The sequence below is a fragment of the Methylobacterium sp. yr668 genome, assembly GCF_900116245.1.
Classification (GTDB): Bacteria; Pseudomonadota; Alphaproteobacteria; order Rhizobiales; family Beijerinckiaceae; genus Methylobacterium.
The window spans coordinates 33557-52272 of the sequence record NZ_FOZY01000010.1; the positions used below are offsets into that span (position 1 = coordinate 33557).

The following is an 18716-nucleotide window of genomic DNA, read 5'->3' on the forward strand; positions in this document are numbered from 1 at the left end:
ACGGCGTTCCCCGCGCGGGAGGTCTCAGGCCTCGGCCGCCGGGACGAGGGCCTTGAGCGCCTCGTTGATGCGGTCCTGCCAGCCCGGGCCGTCTTTCTGGAAATGCGCGAGCACGGCGCTGTCGAGGCGCAGGCTCACCACTTCCCGGGAGCCCGGGACCGTTGCCGGCCGCGGCGCGGCCTGCGGCGGCGGAGCGGCCGTCTTCGGGCTCGTCGCGGCCCGGAAGGCCGCCTCGGCTGCCGCGCGCGGGTCGGTGAAGCGGCGGCGGTTGCGGTCTTCGGCCATCGACCCCTAGCCCTTCGCGGTCGTCTTCTTCGGCGCGGCCTTCTTCGCGCTGCCCTTGGCGGCCGCCTTGGCTTCCTTCTCGGCCGCCTTGGCCTGCGCGTCCGCGGCCTCCTTGGCGAGCCGGAGCGAGCGCAGCCGCACCGTCCGCTCGTCCATCGCCTTGATGGCCGCGTGGTGCTCCGCCATCGCCTGGGCGCCCTCGCGAGCCATGCGCTCCGCCCGTTCCGCGCGCTCGGCGCGGTTCTCCGCCCGGGTCTTGGCTTCCGCCTCCGCGTCGCGGGTGGCATTCACCTCGTCGAGGTCGTACTCAGTGTCGTCGTTCATCCTGTCCCTTTCACCCCGGCTCGACGGGTCCGACCCGGCGCAGCCTGCGCGGGACGGGGTCTGAGCGGGTCCGGCCTGTTCGAGGGGCGGGGGGCAAGGCCGGATCGGCGCCCTCCCGCATCGCCGTCAGGCGCGCGGGGAAGGCAGGTTCACGAAGGCTTTAGCATGCCCGCGCGGCCGATGGCGAATCCGGATCGCCGGGTGGGACTGACGGCGCACACCATTCGTACGCGTCCGCCGGACGATCCGGATCGGGCTCGCGGTCGGCCGGGCGGGATCCGGCCCGGATCGTCCTCCGATCAGCGCACGCGGAAGTTGAGCGGAATGGAGACCGACAGGCTGGACTGCGTCACGCCGGGGGGCGCCGCCGGCATCGAGCCGCGCACCGCCGCGAGGGCGGCGCTGTCGATCTGGCCGACGCCGCTGGACCGGGCCACGCCGGCGCCCGTCACCTGACCCGAGCGCATCACGGTGAAGCGCACCACCGCGGTCCCGCCGCCGGTGCCGACGGCCGCGTTCACGTTCATCCGGCTGTGGATCGCCGCGCTGATGGCGCCCTGCCACTGGCGCATGGCGCTCGGATCGTTGCCCGCGGCGGCCCGGCCGGCCGCGTTCGCCCGCGAGGCCGACGCCGAACTCCGCTCGGCGCCAGCCCGCGCCTTGGCCTCGCGCGCCTTCGCCTCGCGCGCAGCCTTGGCCTTCGCCTCGCGGATCTCCTCCAGGCGCTCCTGCCGCGCCTCCTCGCGCTTCTGCTCGCGGAGCTTCTCCTCCCGGATCTTGCGCAGCTTGGCCTCGCGCTCCGCCTTCAGCTTCGCCGGATCGGGCGTCGGCTTGGGCGGCTCCTCGGACTTGGCGACCTCGGTGGGCGGCGGCGCCAGCGGCTCGGCGGCCTCGGACGCGGAGGTGATCACCTGGCTCTGCGCCTCCACGGGCTGAGCCTCCTGCGGCATCTCGACCGCCTGGGTGTCCTCCGGCTTCACCTCGGTCATCTCGGTCGGCGGCGGCGGCTGGACGGCCTCGTCGGGCGGCGTGTCCACCGGCTTCGCCTCCGGCGGGGCTTCCTGGCTCATCTGCTGCTCCGCCGGGGCCTCGGTGGCCGCGTCGGTCATGAGCGGCGCGAGGTCGACGGTGATCTGCTGCTCGCCGGGCGGTGCGGGCGGGGAGAGCCGCAGGAACATCACGGCGGCGAGCACGCAGGCGTGCAGCCCGAGGGCGACCAGGAAAGCGGCGAGCAGCCCGGACGGGCGGCGCTCGCCGAGACCGGCCGGCATATCCGTCGACGTGTAGGTGCTCATCGGCTCAGCGCGCGGTCCCTGCGGGGGCAGCGGGGGCGGCCGGGGCGGCGCCAGGCGAGGCCGGAGCGGCGCCGCCGGGCGACTGCGCGATCAGCGACACCTTGGTGAAGCCGGCTTGCCCGACGAGGCCCATGACCTCCATGACCTTGCCGTAGGGCACGTCGCGGTCGCCGCGCACGAGGATCACCTGATCCTTGTCGGCAGCCGCCATCTCGCGCAGGCGCGGCACGATGCTCTCCATCGTGAACACCTCCTTGGCGATGGACGGGTTGCCGTCCTTGTCGACCGTCACCTCGGCGGGCTTCTTCGACTGCGCGACCTTGGGCGCCGCGGTCTTCGGCAGCTGGACCGGCACGCCGGTGGTCATCAGCGGTGCGGCGACCATGAAGATGATCAGCAGCACGAGCATCACGTCGACCATCGGGGTGACGTTGATGTCGGACATCGGCACGTCGTCGAGGTCGTCGTCGTCGTTCGCGCGAATGGATCCCATCGCCATGGGGCGTCTCCGGTACCTTTACGTTCGGCTCTCTGGGGGCTGGCGCCGGCCGCGCTACTCGGCGGCCGCGCGGTGGGCGCCGGCGCGGTCGCGCGCGAGGCGGTTGCCCAGGACCGAGATATAGGACGAGAAGGTGCTCTGGATGCCGCTCACGTCGCTCGAGAGCTTGTTGTAGGCCATCACCGCCGGGATCGCGACGACGAGACCGATCGCCGTGGCGAACAGCGCCTCCGCGATGCCCGGCGCCACGACGGCGAGGGAGGTGTCCTGGCTCCGGGCGATGGACGAGAACGAGTTCATGATGCCCCAGACGGTGCCGAACAGGCCGACGAACGGGGCCGTGGAGCCGGAGGTCGCCAGCAGCGACAGGCCGGTGCGCAGGCGCTTCACCTCGATGGCGAGGGCGCCCTTCATCGCCCGCTCGATGCGGTCGCGGCGCTCGGCCCGGGTCTCGGAGGAATCCTGATCGCGCCACGCGTCGATCGCCGCCTTCACCACGTGGCCGGCGATGCCGCGATGCTCGCCGTCGAGGCTGCCCCCGGAGCGGACCAGATTCGCGAAGGCCTTGGCCTGGCGCCGCGCGGCGGCGAGCCGGATGACCTTCTCGAACACCACCGTCCAGCAGGCGATCGAGGCGATCACCAGCAGGATCATCACGCCCTTCACGATCGGGTCGGCCTGCAGGAACAGGCCGAGGAACGAGAAGTCGTGGGCCGCCTCGATCGGGGCTTGTGTCGGGTCCATCGCGGGCTCCTGGCGTCCTAGTCTCACGCGGCGTCGCGCCGCCATCGTCTCGGGGTGCGGCGAAAGCCGCAGGCCGCCCGGCGGCTCTCGCCGCCGGGCGGTTTGGTCTCGTCAGCCGTCACACCATCCGCATCAGCGGTCGAACGGCAGGCCGGCCTTGCTGTCGGTCTCGGTCCGCTCGAGGCAGGCCTCGCGGCCCGGATCGCCGCCGTCGCAGGTCAGGACGTCGTTCAGGAGGACGCGACCGACCTTGTTGCAGGCGATGCCGGGGAAATCGAAGATCTTCACGGTGGTCTTCTTCGGCGGCAGCGGCCCGAGTTCGACCGCCACGCGCTTCTGCGCGACGCCCTCGGGGTCGAAGGCGAAGAGATCCACCTTGTAGGACTTGAGGCCCGAACCCTTGTTGTCGATCACCATGGTGATCCGGCAGGCCTCGCCCGCGGTCTCGACCTTGTTGAGCTGCAGCTTGATCGGCGCCTTCTCGGACGCGTCCTGCGCCAGGGCCGACACGACGAGCAGCGCCGAGAGCGCGAAGCAGGCCGCCGTGTCGAGGGCGACACGCCCGATCCGACGGCGGTACAGGGGAGCGCGCAGGGCAAGCACCGTGACAAAGTCCTCTTCGAGTTCGCGCCGGCCGGCGGCTCGGGCCGCGCGGTCCGGGGTGACGGGGAGCCGGATCAGTGCAGCACCGTTCCGGCGGGGCAGGAGGCCGGGGCGAGGCGCTCGGCCGCCGCGTCGAGCGGCCCGACCGCGGCGCGGACCGCCGCCACGAGGCGCGGCGCCGCGTCCTGGCCGGTGATCTCGGCCGCGGCGGCCTCGAGATCCGCCCAGAGGCGCTGCCGGCCCCGGTTGATCAGCTTCACCAGCGCGCATTCGTGGCCGGTCACGCGGCAGCAGCTCGCCGGCATGAACGACCAGTCGCCGTCGCGTTCCGCGCGGAGCGCCCGGATGATCGCGACCACGCAGGCGACGAAGCGGCACCCTTCCGTCGGCCCGAGCAACTGCTCGGCCCCGTCGAAGGCCGCGTTCCAGCAGGCGACGTCGCTGGTCATGTAGCCGGCCGCCACGAAGCGGGCCACCGACAGGGCCAGGATGTCGGCCTCGTCGCCGCACACGTCTGCGACGCGCCGCATCGCCGCGTGGTCCGACGGGGTCATGGGCGTGCTCACGGCTCCGGTGCCTCGCGGAAATGGATCGCGGCGATCGAGCTCGGGAGCCGGATCGTCGCCTGCCGCGGCAGTATCCAGGCCCGCCGCCCGGATCAAGGCCCGGCGAGAAAATCAGAGCAGTTCCAAACTGTTAGAAGAAAGCGTGGCCGTTGCAGGCTTTGCCTATCGATCCCGCATAAATTTGCCGAAACTTCCCGGAAATGCGCGACCACGGGTCGCCGTCGATTCCGGTCCCCTCCCTTGATGGCCCGGAAGGCCTTGGCCATATCTCCGAGTCGCCGGCGTCGTCGCGTCCGGCGGAGCGCTGCCCCAGGCGGGCTCCTGTCGACGAGGTGCTCGAGCATCCTGGGATTGCGGCAGATCCCGGGGTCGGAGGCTTCGCTTTCTGGATGATGGCCGCGATGACTCGATCCTCGCCCTTCGGGCACCCGTTCCTGCTCGGCTTCGACGAGATCGAGCAGGCCCTCGACCGGGTCTCCAAGGCCGCCAACGACGGCTACCCGCCCTACAACATCGAGCGTCTGCCCCGGACCGAGAGCGAGCCCGAGCGCCTGCGGATCACCCTGGCGGTGGCCGGCTTCACCCGCGATCAGCTGGACGTGATGCTGGAGGAGAGCCAGCTCGTCGTGCGCGGCCGGCAGGTCGATGAGCGCGAGCGCCACTTCCTGCACCGCGGCATCGCGGCGCGGCAGTTCCAGCGGGCCTTCCTGCTCGCGGACGGCATGGAGGTGCTCGGCGCCGACCTCGCCAACGGCCTCCTGTCGATCGATCTGGTCCGGCCGGAGCCGGACCGCATCGTGCGCAAGATCGATATCGGCGCCCGCGGCTGACGCCGACCGATTGATTGGCCGGCGCGGATCCCCACATCAGAGCGTCCACCGCCGATGCCTTCAGGATCGGCGGTGGACGCTCTGCCACCCCAGGAGGGCTTTATGACCGATCTGAATCCGTCTCCTCTGACCCCCGCCGATCTCGATCCGGCCGATTTCCAGCCGGCCGATCTCGCGGCGCTGGGCGAGGGGCACATCGCCTACGTCCGGCCGATCCGGTCCGACGAGGTCCGCCGCTTCTTCCCGCAGGCCCCCGAGCTGACGCCCGGCCTCGACCTGTTCGCCCTGCTCTCGGCGAGCGGCGCGCCGATCATGCTCGCCGATTCGCGGGACGTCGTGCTGGCCAACGCCGCCGCTCACGACCTGCAGCCCGTCAGCCTGCATTGACCCTGCACCCGATCCGCTGAGAGGCCTGGCCGGGAGACCGGTCAGGCGATCTCGGCGACCGCCGCCACGAGCCGCGCGATGTCCTGCGGCCGCGACAGGCGGTGGTCGCCGTCGGCGATCAGCGTCAGCACCGTTCCTTCGGCCGGCAGGCGGTCGAGGATCCTCAGGGCGTGCGTGTAGGGGACGTCGGTGTCCCGCATGCCCTGGAGGATGTGCACCGGGCAGCCCGGATCGACTTGGCCGCCCAGCATGCAGTGCTGGCGGCCGTCGTCGATCAGGGCCCGCGTGATCGGGTCCGGCTCCGGCGCGTAGTCGCTGGGCTTCCTGAGGACGCCGTCTCGGATCAGCATGGCGCGCGCCGCCTCGCTGAGGCGGTTCCAGATCAGCTCCTCGGTGAAGTCGAGGGCCGGCGCGATGAGCACCAGCCCCGCCGTGGCCTCCCCGCGCGCGGCCCGGTCGCGGGCAGCGAGGCAAGCGATCCAGCCGCCCATCGACGAGCCGACGAGCACCGGCGCCTCCGTCACGTAGGCCGCCAGGACCGCCTGCGCGTCCTCGAGCCACGACGAGATGGTGCAGTCCGTGAACGTGCCGCCCGAGGCACCGTGCGCGGCGTAGTCGAACCGCACGAGCGTACGGCCCGTCCGTTCGGCCCAGGCATCGAGCGCCGTCGCCTTGGTCGCGGTCATGTCGGAGCGAAAGCCGCCGAGCCAGACCACCGGCGGCCCGCCGCCCGCGCGCACCCGCACGGCGATGCGGCGGGCCGCGTCGCCGATGCCGACGGTCAGGAACTCGGGGGCCGTATCCGTCATCGTTCTCTCCGGTATCCCTGTCTCGACATGGAAGAAGTCCGGTCCTGAACGGTTCGGCTTCAACTCTCGTTTACCGGACCGTAAAGCCCGGCGGCGATGCTGGATCAATGGCAGCGAGCATTTGGCAGATACCGGCCGGGGGCCTGCGCGTCCTCGCCGAGGGCCCGCGAACGGGCGACGGCCCCCACGCCCTGTCGGGGTTCCCGGCGGAGGTCGGGGCGCTGGCCGGCGCCCGCATCCTGCAGATCATCCCCGAACTCGATGCGGGCGGCGCCGAGCGCACCACCGTCGACGTCGCGGGCGGCCTCGCGGCCGTGGGCGCCCGCGCCCTGGTGGCGACCGAGGGCGGACGGCTCGTCGGCGAGTTGCAGGCCAAGGGCGGGCACTGGCTCCGATTCCCGGCCGCGTCGAAGAACCCGGCCTCGATGGCGGTGAACGTCCTGCGGCTGATGGCGCTCTGCCGCCGCGAGAAGGTGCAGATCATCCACGCCCGCTCCCGCGCGCCCGCCTGGGTCGCCCTCGGGGCGGCGCGCCGGCTCGGGCTCCCGTTCGTGACCACCTATCACGGCAGCTATTCCGGCCGGACCGGCGTGAAGGTCCTCTACAACTCGATCATGGCCCGCGGCGACGTGGTGATCGCCAACTCGCATTACACCGCGGACCTGATCCACCGGCTGCACGCCGAGCAGGCCGGCGACCGCGTGCGGGTCATCCACCGCGGCACCGACCTCGCGGTGTTCAACCCGGTGGCGGTCGGGGCCGCCCGGGTCGAGGCGCTGCGCCGGAGCTGGAACGTGGCGCCGCACGAGCGGGTGATCCTGCTGGCCGCCCGCCTCACGGCCTGGAAGGGCCACCGCGTGCTGATCGAGGCCGCCGCGCGGATGCGCGATCGCGGCGTCCCGGACCTGGCCGTGGTCCTCGCGGGGGACCCGCAGGGCCGCGCCGCCTACGAGCGCGAGCTCGACGCGCTGATCGCCGCGCGCGGGCTCGAGGGCATCGTCCGCCGGGTCGGGCACTGCACCGACATGCCGGCGGCCTTCCGGGCCGCCTCGGTGGTCGCGGTGCCGTCCGTGGAGCCCGAGGCCTTCGGCCGCTCGGCCGTGGAGGCGCAGGCGCTCGGCGCACCCGTGGTCGTCTCGGATCTCGGCGCGGTGCCGGAGACGGTGCTGGCACCGCCCGAGACCCCCGCCGGCCAGCGCACCGGATGGCGCGTGCCGCCCGGCGACCCAGCCGCGCTCGCCGCCGCTCTGACCGAGGCCCTCTCCCTCGGCGCGAGCGCCCGCGACGCCCTCGGTCGGCGCAGCCGCGCGCATGTCGAGGCGCACTTCTCCCTGGAGCGGATGGTCGGCGACACGCTGGCGGTCTACGCCGAGCTGCTCGGCCGTTCGACCTGAGGGCATCGGACTCGAATCGCGACGCGGCGGCCGATTATTTCCGGCGTCGCGATGGTAGCCGGTTGACTCTGGCCGCGGTTCCACCAACGTTGTATGTCCGGATGAGACCGGAGCGGCTGGCGGTCAGGAGGTCTTCCTGAAGATCCGCCGTTTCGCCGTTGCAGCAGGAGACCTAAGCCATTCGTAGACCGATGAGAGCCATGCCGGCCCCGCAGAAGGACGGGCCGCGCGCCAACCGCGACATTCGCGGTGTGCGGGAAGTGCAGCTGATCGACGACACCGGGCAGAACCGCGGCGTCGTTCCCTTCTTCGACGCCCTCAATCTGGCCGAGGAGGCCGGTCTCGATCTCGTGGAGATCGCGCCGAACTCCGTGCCGCCCGTCTGCAAGCTGCTCGATTACGGGCGCTTCCGCTTCAACGAGCAGAAGAAGCAGAACGAGGCCCGCAAGCGGCAGAAGACCGTCGAGGTGAAGGAGATCAAGCTCCGCCCCGGCATCGACAAGCACGACTACGACACCAAGATGAAGTCGGTGCACCGCTTCTTCGAGGAGGGCGACAAGGTCAAGGTGACCCTGCGCTTCCGCGGTCGTGAGATGGCTCACCAGGATATCGGTCTGCGCCTCCTGGAGCGCGTGAAGAGCGAGACCGCCGAGATCGCCAAGGTCGAGAGCGAGCCGATGCTCGAAGGCCGGCAGATGATCATGATCCTCGCGCCGCGCTGAGCGGCCCGGATCCAGAGACGCGAGACCCGCGCCGCCTCCTCACCGGGGCGGCGTTGTCTTTTTCAGCGCTTCCGATCGGCGGCGCCGCGGATTATGGGCAGGCGATGGCCCTCGCTTCCGATGAGATCGAACGCTACGCCCGCCACCTCGTCCTCGCGGAGGTCGGCGGTCCCGGTCAGGCCCGGCTCAAGGCCGCCCGGATCCTCGTCGTCGGGGCGGGCGGCCTCGGCGCGCCGCTGATCCAGTACCTCGCCGCCGCGGGTATCGGCACGATCGGCCTCGTCGACGACGACACGGTCTCGCTGTCCAACCTCCAGCGGCAGGTGATCCACGGGACGCCGGACCTCGGTCGGCCGAAGGTCGAGAGCGCGGCCGACGCGGTGGCGCGCCTCAACCCGCACGTGTCGGTGGTCCCGCTCCCGTTCCGGATCGACGCGGACAACGCCGTCGACCTGATCGCCGGCTACGACCTCGTGGCGGACGGGTCCGACAATTTCGCCACGCGCTACGCGGTGTCGGACGCCTGCTTCCGGGCGCGTCGGCCGCTGGTCACGGCGGCTCTGGGCCGCTTCGACGGCACGCTGACCACGATCCGGGCCCACGAGACGGGGCCCGACGGGACGCCGAACCCGACCTATCGCTGCCTCTTCCCGAACCCGCCGCCGCCCGGCAGTGTGCCCGCCTGCGCGGAGGCTGGCGTGCTCGGCGCGCTCGCCGGCGTCATGGGCTCGCTGATGGCCATGGAGGTGATCCGGGCCGTGGCGGGCTTCGGCGAGCCCCTCGTCGGGCGCCTGCTCATGGTCGACGCCCGCGCCATGCGGTTCGAGACCCTGAGCTACGGCTGGGATCCCGAGAACCCGCTCAGCGGCAGCGGCGCCTCAGCCGCCTAGGGGCACCGGCGGCATCCACGGCCCCTCCGCCTCCGCCTTGCCGAGGCAGCACTTCTTGAACTTCTTGCCCGAGCCGCAGGGGCAGGGATCGTTGCGGCCGACATCCTTGAACGGGTTGCGCTGCGGCTCGCCCGCGCCCTCCTCGGCCCAGTCGAGAGCCTCGACCGGATCGTCGAGGTAGCCGTACTGGTAGGGCCCGAGCCGGTCCCGGTCGTCCGGCTTGGTCTCGGCCTTGCGCAGGGCCTCCTTGAACCAGTCGGCGTCGCTGATCTCGTCGGTGAGCCGTCCGTCGGCGCGGGCCGCGGCCGCGCGGGGCGCGAGGTCCCGGAAGCCGAGATGCGCGATCGTCTCCTCCCAGCCGACCCAGGCCGGCCCGTCCTCCACTGCGGCCTGCGCGTCGTCGAAACGGACCAGCAGGTCGTGCATCGCGGCCCGGTCGATCCGTCCCTCCAGGGTCAGGAAGGTGCAGGCGCACATCAGCGCCATGCGCGCGTGATCGTCGACCGTGCTGTCCAGGATCAGCCGGAACAGCGGCTGCGGATCGTCGTCGAACAGGCTCGCCACGACCTTGGCCAGCGTCGCCGTGACGGCGTCACCCAGCACCGCGTCGAGGGTCTCCTCGTCGTGCCGGAGCAGCCTGAGGAGCGGCGCGAGGGCGCGCGTGTCCTGGGCATGGGCCATGACGTGCAGGCCCCAGAACAGGAGGTTCGTCTCCTCCGCTGCCAGCTCGCGCCCGTCGGCGGCCGCCTCGAGCAGCGGCAGCGTCGCCTCCGCGACGGCGGCGGGGTGGTTCAGGGCCTCCCGCAACGCCGCCTTCGGCCGGTACTCGGCCGCCGCGAGGTCGTCGATGAGCAGGGCGATCCGGTCCATGGCGGCGCCTCAGGCCCGGAGCGTCGCGCCCGTCTTGCGGGTGACCTCGGCGACGATCCTGGCGCTCACCGCCTCGATCTCCGCGTCGGTCAGGGTCCGCTCGACGGGCTGGAGACGCACCGCGATCGCCACCGACTTCGCGCCGTCCGGCACGCCCGGCCCCTCGTAGAGGTCGAACACGTCGACACCCGTCACCAGCTTGCGCTCGGCGTTCTGGGCGGCCTTGACGATGTCCCCCGCCGGCACGTCGCGGCCGACCACGAAGGCGAAGTCCCGCGACAGCGGCTGGAATTCCGACAGTGCCAGGGCGGCCTTGGCCTTGGTCGGCTTGAGCTTGGGCAGGGGCAGGGCGTCGAGGACGATCTCGAAGGCCACGAGCGTTCCCTTCAGGTCGAGGGCCTGCAGCGTTCGCGGATGCACCTCCCCGAACCAGCCGATCTCCGTCTTCGGACCGAAGCGCAGCGTGCCGGAGCGGCCGGGATGCAGCCAGGACGGGCCGCCGGGCGTGATCTGGAGGCCGCCGGTCGGCACGCCCAGGCTGCCGAGCAACGCGATGGCGTCCGCCTTGGCGTCGAACGCGTCGACGGTCGCCGCCGTGCCGTCCCAGTGCCGCCCGGCGCCGGCCAGGGTCGCGCCGCCGCGGCGGACCGCCGCCGCGCGGACGGTCTGGCCTTCCGGTACGTCCGAGGCGAAGCACTGGCCGACCTCGAACAGGGCGGCGTCCGGGTAGCCGCGGTCGGCATTGCGTTGCGCCGCGCGCAGGAGGCCCGGCACCAGGCTCGGCCGCATGTCGGACAGCTCCGAGGCGATCGGGTTGGCCAGCACCAGGTCGGCCCCGCCGCCGCCGAACAGGACGGCGTCATCGTGCGGCACGAACGACCACGTGACCGCCTCCATGAGGCCGCGGCTCGCCAGGGCGCGCTTGGCGAGGCGGGTCCGCTTCTGCATCACGGTGAGCAGCGGGCGGCCGATCCCGGCGAGCGGCGGCAGGGGCTCGGCCACGATCCGGTCGAGCCCGGCGATGCGGACGACCTCCTCGACGAGGTCGGCCTTGCCCTCGACGTCGGGCCGCCAGGACGGGGGCAGCACCGTCACCCGGTCCCCGGTGCCGGAGACGTGGAAGCCCAGCGTCTCGAGGATCTGCTGCATCTCGGTGCGCGGCACGTCCAGGCCGGCGAGGCGGCGGACCTCGGTCCAGGGGAAGTCGATGCTGCGCCGGGATTCGGGCGGCGCGCCGGCGACGTGCGCCTCGGTCGGCGTTCCGCCGCAGAGATCGACCACCAGCCGCGTCGCGAGGTCGAGGCCGGGAACCGTGAAGGCCGGGTCGACGCCCCGCTCGAAGCGGTAGCGCGCGTCGGTGATGATGCCGAGCCGTCGGCCCGACTGGGCGATGTTGGTCGGGTCCCACAGGGCCGACTCGATCAGCACGTCCACGGTGCCGGCGTCGCAGCCCGACGCCTCGCCGCCCATGATGCCGGCGATGGATTCGACGCCGTTCGCGTCGGCGATCACCACGGTGTCGTCGGTCAGCGTGTGGGTCCGGCCGTCGAGGGCGTGCAGGCTCTCGCCCGCCCGCGCCCGCCGCACGGTCAGCGTGCCGGCGACCCTGGCGGCGTCGAAGACGTGCAGTGGCCGCCCGCGATCGAAGGTGACGTAGTTGGTGATGTCGACGAGGCTGTTGATCGGCCGCAGGCCGATGGCGCGCAGCCGGGCCTGCATCCAGGCCGGCGACGGGCCGTTCCGGACGCCGCGCACGAGCCGCAGGGCGAACATCGGGGCGAGGTGCCGGTCGGCCGGATCGAGGGCCAGCTCGACCGCGACCGGGCAGGGACCCTCGCCGCGCAGGCCCGGCAGCATCTCGCCCTTGAGCGTGCCGAGGCCGGCCGCCGCGAGGTCGCGGGCGATGCCGTGCACGGAGGTGCAGTCCGGCCGATTCGGCGTCAGGTTGATCTCGATGACCGGATCGTCGAGCCCGGCGTAGAGAGCGTAGGCTTGGCCGACCGGCGCGTCGGTCGGGAGTTCCAGGATGCCGTCATGGTCGTCGCCGAGGCCGAGCTCGGCGCCCGAGCACAGCATGCCGTGGCTCTCGACGCCGCGGATCGTGCCCACCGACAGGGTGATGTTCTTGCCCGGGACGTAGGTGCCGGGCGGCGCGAAGACCGAGACGAGGTCGGCCCGCGCGTTCGGGGCGCCGCACACCACCTGCACGGGGGCGCCCGTGCCGGTGTCGACCGTGCAGACCCGGAGCCGGTCCGCGTTCGGGTGCTGCTCGGCCGTCAGGATCCGGGCGATCACGTAGGGTTTGAGCGCGGCGGCCTTGTCCTCGACGCCCTCCACCTCAAGGCCGATCCGCGTGAGCGTCTCGGCGACGGTGTCGAGGGAGGCCTCGGTGTCGAGGTGGTCCTTGAGCCAGGAGAGGGTGAATTTCATGATGAACCTTCGAGAGCCCGGTATCGGCTCGACCGTCGGAGGAACAGGATCGCGGGGCCGTCGCCGGGGCCGGGGGGGCCGCGGCGGGGCCGGGGCGGCTCAGCCCGTGAGGCCGCCCACGAGGCTCGGCACGTCGAGCGGGCGGAAGCCGTAATGGTCGAGCCAGCGGACGTCGGCCTCGAAGAACGGGCGCAGGTCCGGCATGCCGTATTTCAGCATGGCGATGCGGTCGATGCCGACACCGAAGGCGAAGCCCTGCACCGCGTCCGGGTCGAGCCCGCAATTGCGCAGCACGTTCGGGTGGACCATCCCGCAGCCCAGGATCTCCAGCCAGTCGTCCCCCTCGCCGAAGCGGATCTCGCCGCCCTTGCGCGAGCACTGGATGTCGACCTCGGCGGAGGGCTCGGTGAAGGGGAAGAAGGACGGGCGGAAGCGCATCTTCACGCCGTCGACCTCGAAGAACGCCTTGCAGAACTCCTCCAGCACCCATTTCAGGTTGGCGATGTTGGCCGCCTTGTCGATCACCAGCCCCTCGACCTGGTGGAACATCGGCGTGTGGGTCTGGTCAGAGTCGTGCCGGTAGGTCCGCCCCGGGATGATCACGCGGATCGGCGGCGTCTGCGCCCGCATGGTCCGGACCTGTACGGGCGAGGTGTGGGTGCGCAGCACCTTGCGCTGCCCGTCGCGGTCGGGCGCCAGGAAGAAGGTGTCGTGCATCTCGCGGGCCGGGTGGCCGGGCGGGAAGTTGAGCGCCGTGAAGTTCAGCTCGTCCGTCTCGATGTCCGGACCCTCGGCGACCGCGAAGCCCATGTCGGCGAAGATCGCGGTGATCTCGTCAATTACCTGGGAGATCGGGTGGATCCGGCCGCGCACCTCGGGGGCCTCGCGGACCGGCAGGGTCACGTCGACCCGCTCGGAGGCGAGGCGGGCCTCCAGGGCGGCCTCGGCGAGTTCGGTCTTGCGGGCGGTGACGGCGCCCTGGACCCGGTCGCGCAGCCCGTTGATCAGGGGCCCGCGCTCCTTGCGCTCGTCCGGCGTCATCGACCCGAGCGTCTTCAGCAGATCCGAGACGCTGCCCTTCTTGCCGAGCGCGGCGACGCGGACCGCGTCGAGGGTGGCCTCGTCGGAGGCCGCGCTCACCTGGGCCAGGAGGTCGCGTTCCAGGGTGTCGAGATCGGTCATCGCTGTCTTCGAGCAGGGTTGGCGGAGTCGGCCGTCGGGCCGTGCTCTCGCGCGTTGCGGGCGCCGGCGCAAGCGCGGGGCGCGGGACCTCGTAAACGACGAAGGCGCGGCTCCCTGGGGAACCGCGCCTTCCGTCCGTCTCGCCTCAGGCCTGGATCAGGCGGCCTTGGCGGTGTTCTGCGGCAGCGCGGCCTTCGCCTTCTCGACGACGGCGGCGAAGCTCGCCGGTTCGTGGATCGCCAGCTCGGACAGGGCCTTGCGGTCGACGACGATGCCGGACTTCGCCAGGCCGTCGATGAAGCGCGAGTAGGTCAGGCCGTGCTCGCGGACCGCCGCGTTGAGGCGCTGGATCCAGAGGGCGCGGAACGTGCGCTTCTTGTTCTTGCGGTCGCGGTAGGCATACTGCATGCCCTTCTCGACCGCCTGCTTGGCGATGCGGATCGTATTCTTGCGCCGGCCGTAATAGCCCTTGGCGGCCTTCAGAACCTTCTTGTGCTTCGCGTGACTGGTCACGCCGCGCTTGACGCGGGCCATCGGTTATCTCCTGGATTCGACGAAAGACAGTGGCAACGGGTGCTGAAGGACTTACCGCGCGTTCGGCAGGAAGTACTTCTTCACGTTGGCGGCATCGCCCTCGAACAGGGTCGTGGTGCCGCGCAGGTTGCGGATCTGCTTGGTCGTCCGCTTGATCATCCCGTGGCGCTTGCCGGCCTGGGCGTACATCACCTTGCCGGTGCCGGTGATCTTGAAGCGCTTCTTCGCGCCCGATTTCGTCTTCAACTTGGGCATTTGGCTCTCCGTTGCGCGAAATGATCCCGGACCGACCCGGGAGGATCGGATGAGGTTCGCGCGCTGATGCTTCTGGTGGAGCAGCACGAGCCGCCACGGCAGCCCTATCGGCCGGGCGGTTCGACGCGGGGCGGCTTATGACAGAAAGCTGACGCGGCGGCAACGCCCGCGGATCGGAGCACGAGATCGAGATCCGGGGGAACGCGTCGCCGGGCTCCGGCGTATCGAGCCCTGGGACCGGGCTTCTCTGCACGACGCCCGCGCCGGCGAGCCGGCAACGGCGGGGCAGCGGCCGTTTCGCCCGTGCTGATTCGGAGGAATTCGGGGACGGCTTGCGCGCCGCACAAAACGGCGAGGGACAGCGGGTGCGCCAGGAACCATAACCTTAGCCGTCGGTTTCATTCATGTCCCGCTCAGGCCGGCAGGGTTAGACCCCCCGTCAAATTGGCCAACCAGGAGACACTTCGTGCGCATTGCCCAGATCGCTCCGTTGTCGGAGGCCGTCCCTCCGAAGTTCTACGGCGGCACCGAGCGCGTCGTCAGCTGGATTACAGAGGAACTGGTTCGCCAGGGCCACGAAGTCACGCTGTTCGCGAGCGGTGACTCCGAGACGACTGCCAAGCTCGCGGCCTGCACGCCCGAGGGCCTGCGCCTGCTCGGCTACCGGGATCACACGGCCAGCCACTTGGCGATGCTGCATCAGGTGCACCGCCGCGCGCACGAGTTCGACATCCTGCACTTCCACATCGACCTGCTTCAGTACCCGATGTTCGAGGATCTGAACCATAAGTGCATCACCACGATGCACGGTCGCCTGGACGTGCCGGACTTCATGCCGGTCTACCGCACCTTCACGGGCATGCCGCTGGTCTCGATCTCCGACAACCAGCGCCTGCCCATGCCGCCGACCTCCAACTGGCTGGCGACGATCCATCACGGCCTGCCGGCCGAGAACTGCCCGTACTACCCGGACGCCAAGGGCGGCTACCTGGCCTTCCTCGGCCGGATCTCGCCCGAGAAGCGGCCCGACCGCGCGATCGAGATGGCGATCCGCTCCGGCACGCCCCTGAAGATCGCCGCCAAGGTCGACAAGGCCGATCAGGATTACTGGGACGAGGTCATCGAGCCGATGATCCACCACCCGCTGATCGAGTACATCGGCGAGATCAATGAGGAGCAGAAGAAGGACTTTCTCGGCAACGCCCTGGCGCTCGCCTTCCCGATCGACTGGCCGGAGCCCTTCGGCCTCGTGATGATCGAGGCGATGTCGGCCGGCACCCCGGTGATCGCGTTCCGCAACGGTTCCGTGCCGGAGGTCATCAAGGACGGCGTGGGCGGCGTTCTCTGCGAGAACATGGACGACGCCGTGGCCGCGGTCGCCAAGGTGAAGACCATGAGCCGCGCCGGCGTGCGCCGCCACTTCGAGAGCGCGTTCACCGCCGAGTGCATGGTGAAGAAGTACGTCGCCGCCTACGAGGACCTGCTCGCCCGCGGCGCCGACGTGATCAAGCTGCCGAAGTCCGGCTTCATGCCGCAGTACGGCGAGGTCAACGGCTCCGCGCGTCCGGCGATCCCGGTCGCCGCCATGCCGGCCTGAAAGCCGGCACCGGGCTTGCGAGGCGGGGCCGGCTCGGCCTAGCGTCTTAAAGGCGACTCATCCGTAGGGTGAACAAGGGCTGCTGCATCGAAGGGATGCAGCAGCCCTCTCGATTCGCACCCCTCACTTGCACCCGGAGATGCCCTGCATGGCGGCGGACAACACGGCAGCGGCCCACGATGCGAAGGCCCGGACCGCGGCGAGCGCCGGAAGCGTGGCGCACGGATTCCAGGACGCGGACGACGTCCTCCCGACCTATCACATCGAGGCGCAGACCTCCCTGGTCGAGCGGCCGCTGCGCTCGCTGAAGTTCGGCGAAGCCTTCGGCGTCCTCGATTCCTACGGCGATATCGGCGTCCAGCCCGGCCCGGAAGGCCTCTATTTCCAGGACACGCGCTACCTCTCGCGCCTGGAGGTGACGGTCGAGGGCCAGCGCCCGCTGATGCTTTCCTCGGTGATGCAGGACGATAACGGCGCGCTCAGCGTCGACATGACGACGCCCGACATCCGCATCGACGCCCACGACGAGACCTCGATCCCCCGCGAGACGATCGCGATCGAGCGCACCAAGTTCCTGTTCCGCGGCGCCTGCTACGACCGGATCGGCCTCCGCTCCTACGATTCGAAGCACCGGCGCCTGCGCATCGCCGTCACCTTCGACGCGGATTTCCGCGACCTCTTCGAGGTTCGCGGGACAGATCGACAGGAGCGCGGCAAGCGCGGCGTGCTCGTGGCGAGCGACCGCGAGGTGCAGTTCCGCTACGTCGGCCTGGACGAGATCGTCCGGACGACCTCCCTGCATTTCGGCCCGAAGCCCGATTCGATCGAGCCCGGCAAGGTGGTGTTCGACGTGTCGCTCCCGCCGGAGGGCCGGACCTCCCTGTTCATCCGCGTCACCTTCGAGGCGCACCGGGCCTTCACCAAGCCCCCGACCGACACGATGGTCGGCGAGGACGCGGCCGCCAAGCTGACGCTCGCCGCCAATGCCGGCGGTGCCCGGCGCGAGCCGAAGGATCTCGGCGAGGGGACGATCTTCGCCCGCGCCTACCGCGATTCGCGGCGCGACCTGCGGGCGCTGACGGCGGGCATCACCACGATCATCTCGTCGAACGACCAGTTCAACGAGGGCCTGTGCCGGGCGACCGCCGACCTCTACATGCTCGCGAGCCGAACCCCGGAGGGCATCTACCCCTTCGCCGGCATCCCCTGGTACTCCACGGTGTTCGGGCGCGACGGCATCATCACCGCGATGATGGCGCTCTGGATCGACCCGAAATTCGCCCGGGGCGTGCTGCGCTACCTCGCCTCGACCCAGGCCAAGGCGGTCGATCCGGCCGCCGACGCGCAGCCCGGCAAGGTCCTCCACGAGACCCGGCGCGGCGAGATGGCGATGCTCGGCGAGGTGCCGTTCCGGCACTATTACGGCACCATCGACGGCACGCCGCTCTTCGTGATGCTGGCCTGGGAGTACTACGCGGTCACGGGCGACCTCGAGACCGTGCGGGCGATCTGGCCAGCCCTCGAACTCGCGCTCGAATGGATGGACCGCTACGGCGACCGCGACGGCGACGGCTTCGTCGAGTACGCCCGCGACACCGACAAGGGTCTGGAGAACCAGGGCTGGAAGGACAGCCACGACTCGATCTTCCACACCGACGGTCACCTGGCAAAGGGCCCGATCGCCCTCTGCGAGGTGCAGGGCTACGTCTACGCCGCCAAGAACGGCATGGCGAAGCTCGCGGCGCTCCTCGGCCACGACCCGATGGCGGAGCGCCTCACCCAGGAGGCGGCGAGCCTGCGCGAGCGGTTCGACGCGGCGTTCTGGAACGAGGAGATCGGCACCTACGCGCTGGCGCTCGACGGCGCCAAGAAGCAGTGCGCGGTGCGCTCCTCCAATGCCGGCCACGCCCTGTTCACCGGCATCGCCAAGCCGGAGCGGGCGGCGCGGGTCGCCGAGACGCTGCTGTGCAAGGACGGCTTCAACGGCTGGGGCGTGCGCACGATCGCCAAGGGCGAGGCGCGCTACAACCCGATGTCCTACCACAACGGCTCGATCTGGCCGCACGACAACGCGCTGATCGCGATGGGTCTGGCGCGCTACGACCGCAAGCACGAGGCCGCGCGCATCTTCCAGGGGATGTTCGACACCTCGCTGTACCAGGACCAGAAGCGGCTGCCGGAGCTGTTCTGCGGCTTCATGCGCCGCAAGCAGCGCGGCCCCGTCTCGTACCCGGTTGCCTGCAGCCCGCAGGCCTGGGCGGCGGCGGCGCCGTTCGCGTTCCTGGCGGCCTGCCTCGGCCTCGAACTGGACCACGAGCGCAACCGTGTCCGGCTCAAGAACCCGATCCTGCCGGGCTTCCTCGACGGGGTAACGCTCTACAACGTCAAGCTCGGCGGCTCGCGCCTGGACATCCGGTTCCAGCGCTATGACGACGACGTCACCGTGTCGGTGCAGCGCCGCCACGGCGACGTGCAGGTCGTGGTGACCAAGTAGGGCCCG

General features: G+C 71.0%; 20 protein-coding genes. 7 read left to right on the forward strand and 13 right to left on the reverse strand.

The window, feature by feature from the left end; translation table 11 throughout:
* Positions 1-24: 24 nt before the first annotated feature.
* From BM419_RS14655 to BM419_RS14685, 7 genes are all read right to left on the reverse strand, one after another.
* Positions 25-285, reverse strand: coding sequence for a BrnA antitoxin family protein (locus BM419_RS14655; protein WP_056527989.1), 261 nt, complete (start codon positions 283-285; stop codon positions 25-27).
* Positions 286-291: 6 nt separating this feature from the next.
* Positions 292-609: a hypothetical protein gene (locus BM419_RS14660; protein ID WP_020665400.1), complete on the reverse strand. Its 318-nt coding sequence runs from the start codon at positions 607-609 to the stop codon at positions 292-294.
* Positions 610-908: 299 nt separating this feature from the next.
* A complete protein-coding gene (gene tolA, locus BM419_RS14665) occupies positions 909-1904 on the reverse strand; it encodes a cell envelope integrity protein TolA (RefSeq protein ID WP_056527992.1) in 996 nt (331 codons plus the stop codon).
* A 4-nt stretch (positions 1905-1908) separates the two neighbouring features.
* Positions 1909-2403, reverse strand: a complete 495-nt coding sequence (locus BM419_RS14670) for an ExbD/TolR family protein (protein ID WP_056527994.1) — start codon at positions 2401-2403, stop codon at positions 1909-1911.
* A 54-nt stretch (positions 2404-2457) separates the two neighbouring features.
* Positions 2458-3147, reverse strand: coding sequence for a MotA/TolQ/ExbB proton channel family protein (locus BM419_RS14675; protein ID WP_020092809.1), 690 nt, complete (start codon positions 3145-3147; stop codon positions 2458-2460).
* A gap of 132 nt (positions 3148-3279) precedes the next feature.
* On the reverse strand, positions 3280-3750 hold the full coding sequence (locus BM419_RS14680; RefSeq protein ID WP_056527997.1) for a hypothetical protein: 471 nt from the start codon (positions 3748-3750) through the stop codon (positions 3280-3282).
* A gap of 74 nt (positions 3751-3824) precedes the next feature.
* Positions 3825-4304 (reverse strand): hypothetical protein, encoded by a 480-nt coding sequence (locus BM419_RS14685; protein WP_020092807.1) that lies wholly within the window; start codon positions 4302-4304, stop codon positions 3825-3827.
* A 413-nt stretch (positions 4305-4717) separates the two neighbouring features.
* On the opposite strand from BM419_RS14685, the gene BM419_RS14690 reads away from it, so the two are divergent.
* A complete protein-coding gene (locus BM419_RS14690) occupies positions 4718-5146 on the forward strand; it encodes an Hsp20 family protein (RefSeq protein ID WP_012320108.1) in 429 nt (142 codons plus the stop codon).
* A 102-nt stretch (positions 5147-5248) separates the two neighbouring features.
* On the forward strand, positions 5249-5533 hold the full coding sequence (locus tag BM419_RS14695; protein ID WP_020092805.1) for a BQ00720 family protein: 285 nt from the start codon (positions 5249-5251) through the stop codon (positions 5531-5533).
* Positions 5534-5574: 41 nt separating this feature from the next.
* Here BM419_RS14695 and BM419_RS14700 read toward each other — a convergent pair whose 3' ends face one another.
* Complete coding sequence (locus BM419_RS14700) at positions 5575-6342, reverse strand: alpha/beta hydrolase (RefSeq protein ID WP_056527999.1); 768 nt, start codon at positions 6340-6342, stop codon at positions 5575-5577.
* A gap of 107 nt (positions 6343-6449) precedes the next feature.
* On the opposite strand from BM419_RS14700, the gene BM419_RS14705 reads away from it, so the two are divergent.
* The 3 genes from BM419_RS14705 to moeB all read left to right on the forward strand — a co-directional run bounded on the left by BM419_RS14705 (position 6450) and on the right by moeB (position 9348).
* A complete protein-coding gene (locus tag BM419_RS14705; protein ID WP_020092803.1) occupies positions 6450-7736 on the forward strand; it encodes a glycosyltransferase family 4 protein in 1287 nt (428 codons plus the stop codon).
* A gap of 200 nt (positions 7737-7936) precedes the next feature.
* The gene (gene infC, locus BM419_RS14710; protein ID WP_020092802.1) at positions 7937-8458 is read left to right on the forward strand and encodes a translation initiation factor IF-3; all 522 of its coding nucleotides are present in this window, start codon (positions 7937-7939) and stop codon (positions 8456-8458) included.
* A gap of 104 nt (positions 8459-8562) precedes the next feature.
* Positions 8563-9348, forward strand: a complete 786-nt coding sequence (gene moeB / locus BM419_RS14715; protein ID WP_091926837.1) for a HesA/MoeB/ThiF family protein — start codon at positions 8563-8565, stop codon at positions 9346-9348.
* Here the strand turns inward: moeB and BM419_RS14720 are convergent.
* From BM419_RS14720 to rpmI, 5 genes are all read right to left on the reverse strand, one after another.
* Entirely contained in the window at positions 9337-10218 is an 882-nt protein-coding gene (locus tag BM419_RS14720) for a DUF1186 domain-containing protein (RefSeq protein ID WP_091926838.1), read from the reverse strand. The two genes, moeB and BM419_RS14720, sit on opposite strands and share 12 nt — an antisense overlap.
* Positions 10219-10227: 9 nt before the next feature.
* Positions 10228-12648, reverse strand: a complete 2421-nt coding sequence (pheT, locus tag BM419_RS14725) for a phenylalanine--tRNA ligase subunit beta (RefSeq protein ID WP_091926839.1) — start codon at positions 12646-12648, stop codon at positions 10228-10230.
* Between the two features lie 99 nt (positions 12649-12747).
* Entirely contained in the window at positions 12748-13830 is a 1083-nt protein-coding gene (gene pheS, locus BM419_RS14730) for a phenylalanine--tRNA ligase subunit alpha (protein WP_042674687.1), read from the reverse strand.
* Positions 13831-13986: 156 nt separating this feature from the next.
* Positions 13987-14364, reverse strand: coding sequence for a 50S ribosomal protein L20 (gene rplT, locus BM419_RS14735; protein WP_012320099.1), 378 nt, complete (start codon positions 14362-14364; stop codon positions 13987-13989).
* A 51-nt stretch (positions 14365-14415) separates the two neighbouring features.
* The gene (rpmI, locus tag BM419_RS14740) at positions 14416-14619 is read right to left on the reverse strand and encodes a 50S ribosomal protein L35 (RefSeq protein ID WP_007561407.1); all 204 of its coding nucleotides are present in this window, start codon (positions 14617-14619) and stop codon (positions 14416-14418) included.
* Positions 14620-15085: 466 nt separating this feature from the next.
* Here rpmI and BM419_RS14745 point away from each other — a divergent pair, with 466 nt between their 5' ends.
* Together BM419_RS14745 and BM419_RS14750 are read left to right on the forward strand one after the other, a co-directional pair.
* Complete coding sequence (locus tag BM419_RS14745; protein ID WP_026604868.1) at positions 15086-16216, forward strand: glycosyltransferase family 4 protein; 1131 nt, start codon at positions 15086-15088, stop codon at positions 16214-16216.
* A gap of 148 nt (positions 16217-16364) precedes the next feature.
* Complete coding sequence (locus BM419_RS14750; protein ID WP_020092796.1) at positions 16365-18710, forward strand: amylo-alpha-1,6-glucosidase; 2346 nt, start codon at positions 16365-16367, stop codon at positions 18708-18710.
* Positions 18711-18716: the final 6 nt, after the last annotated feature.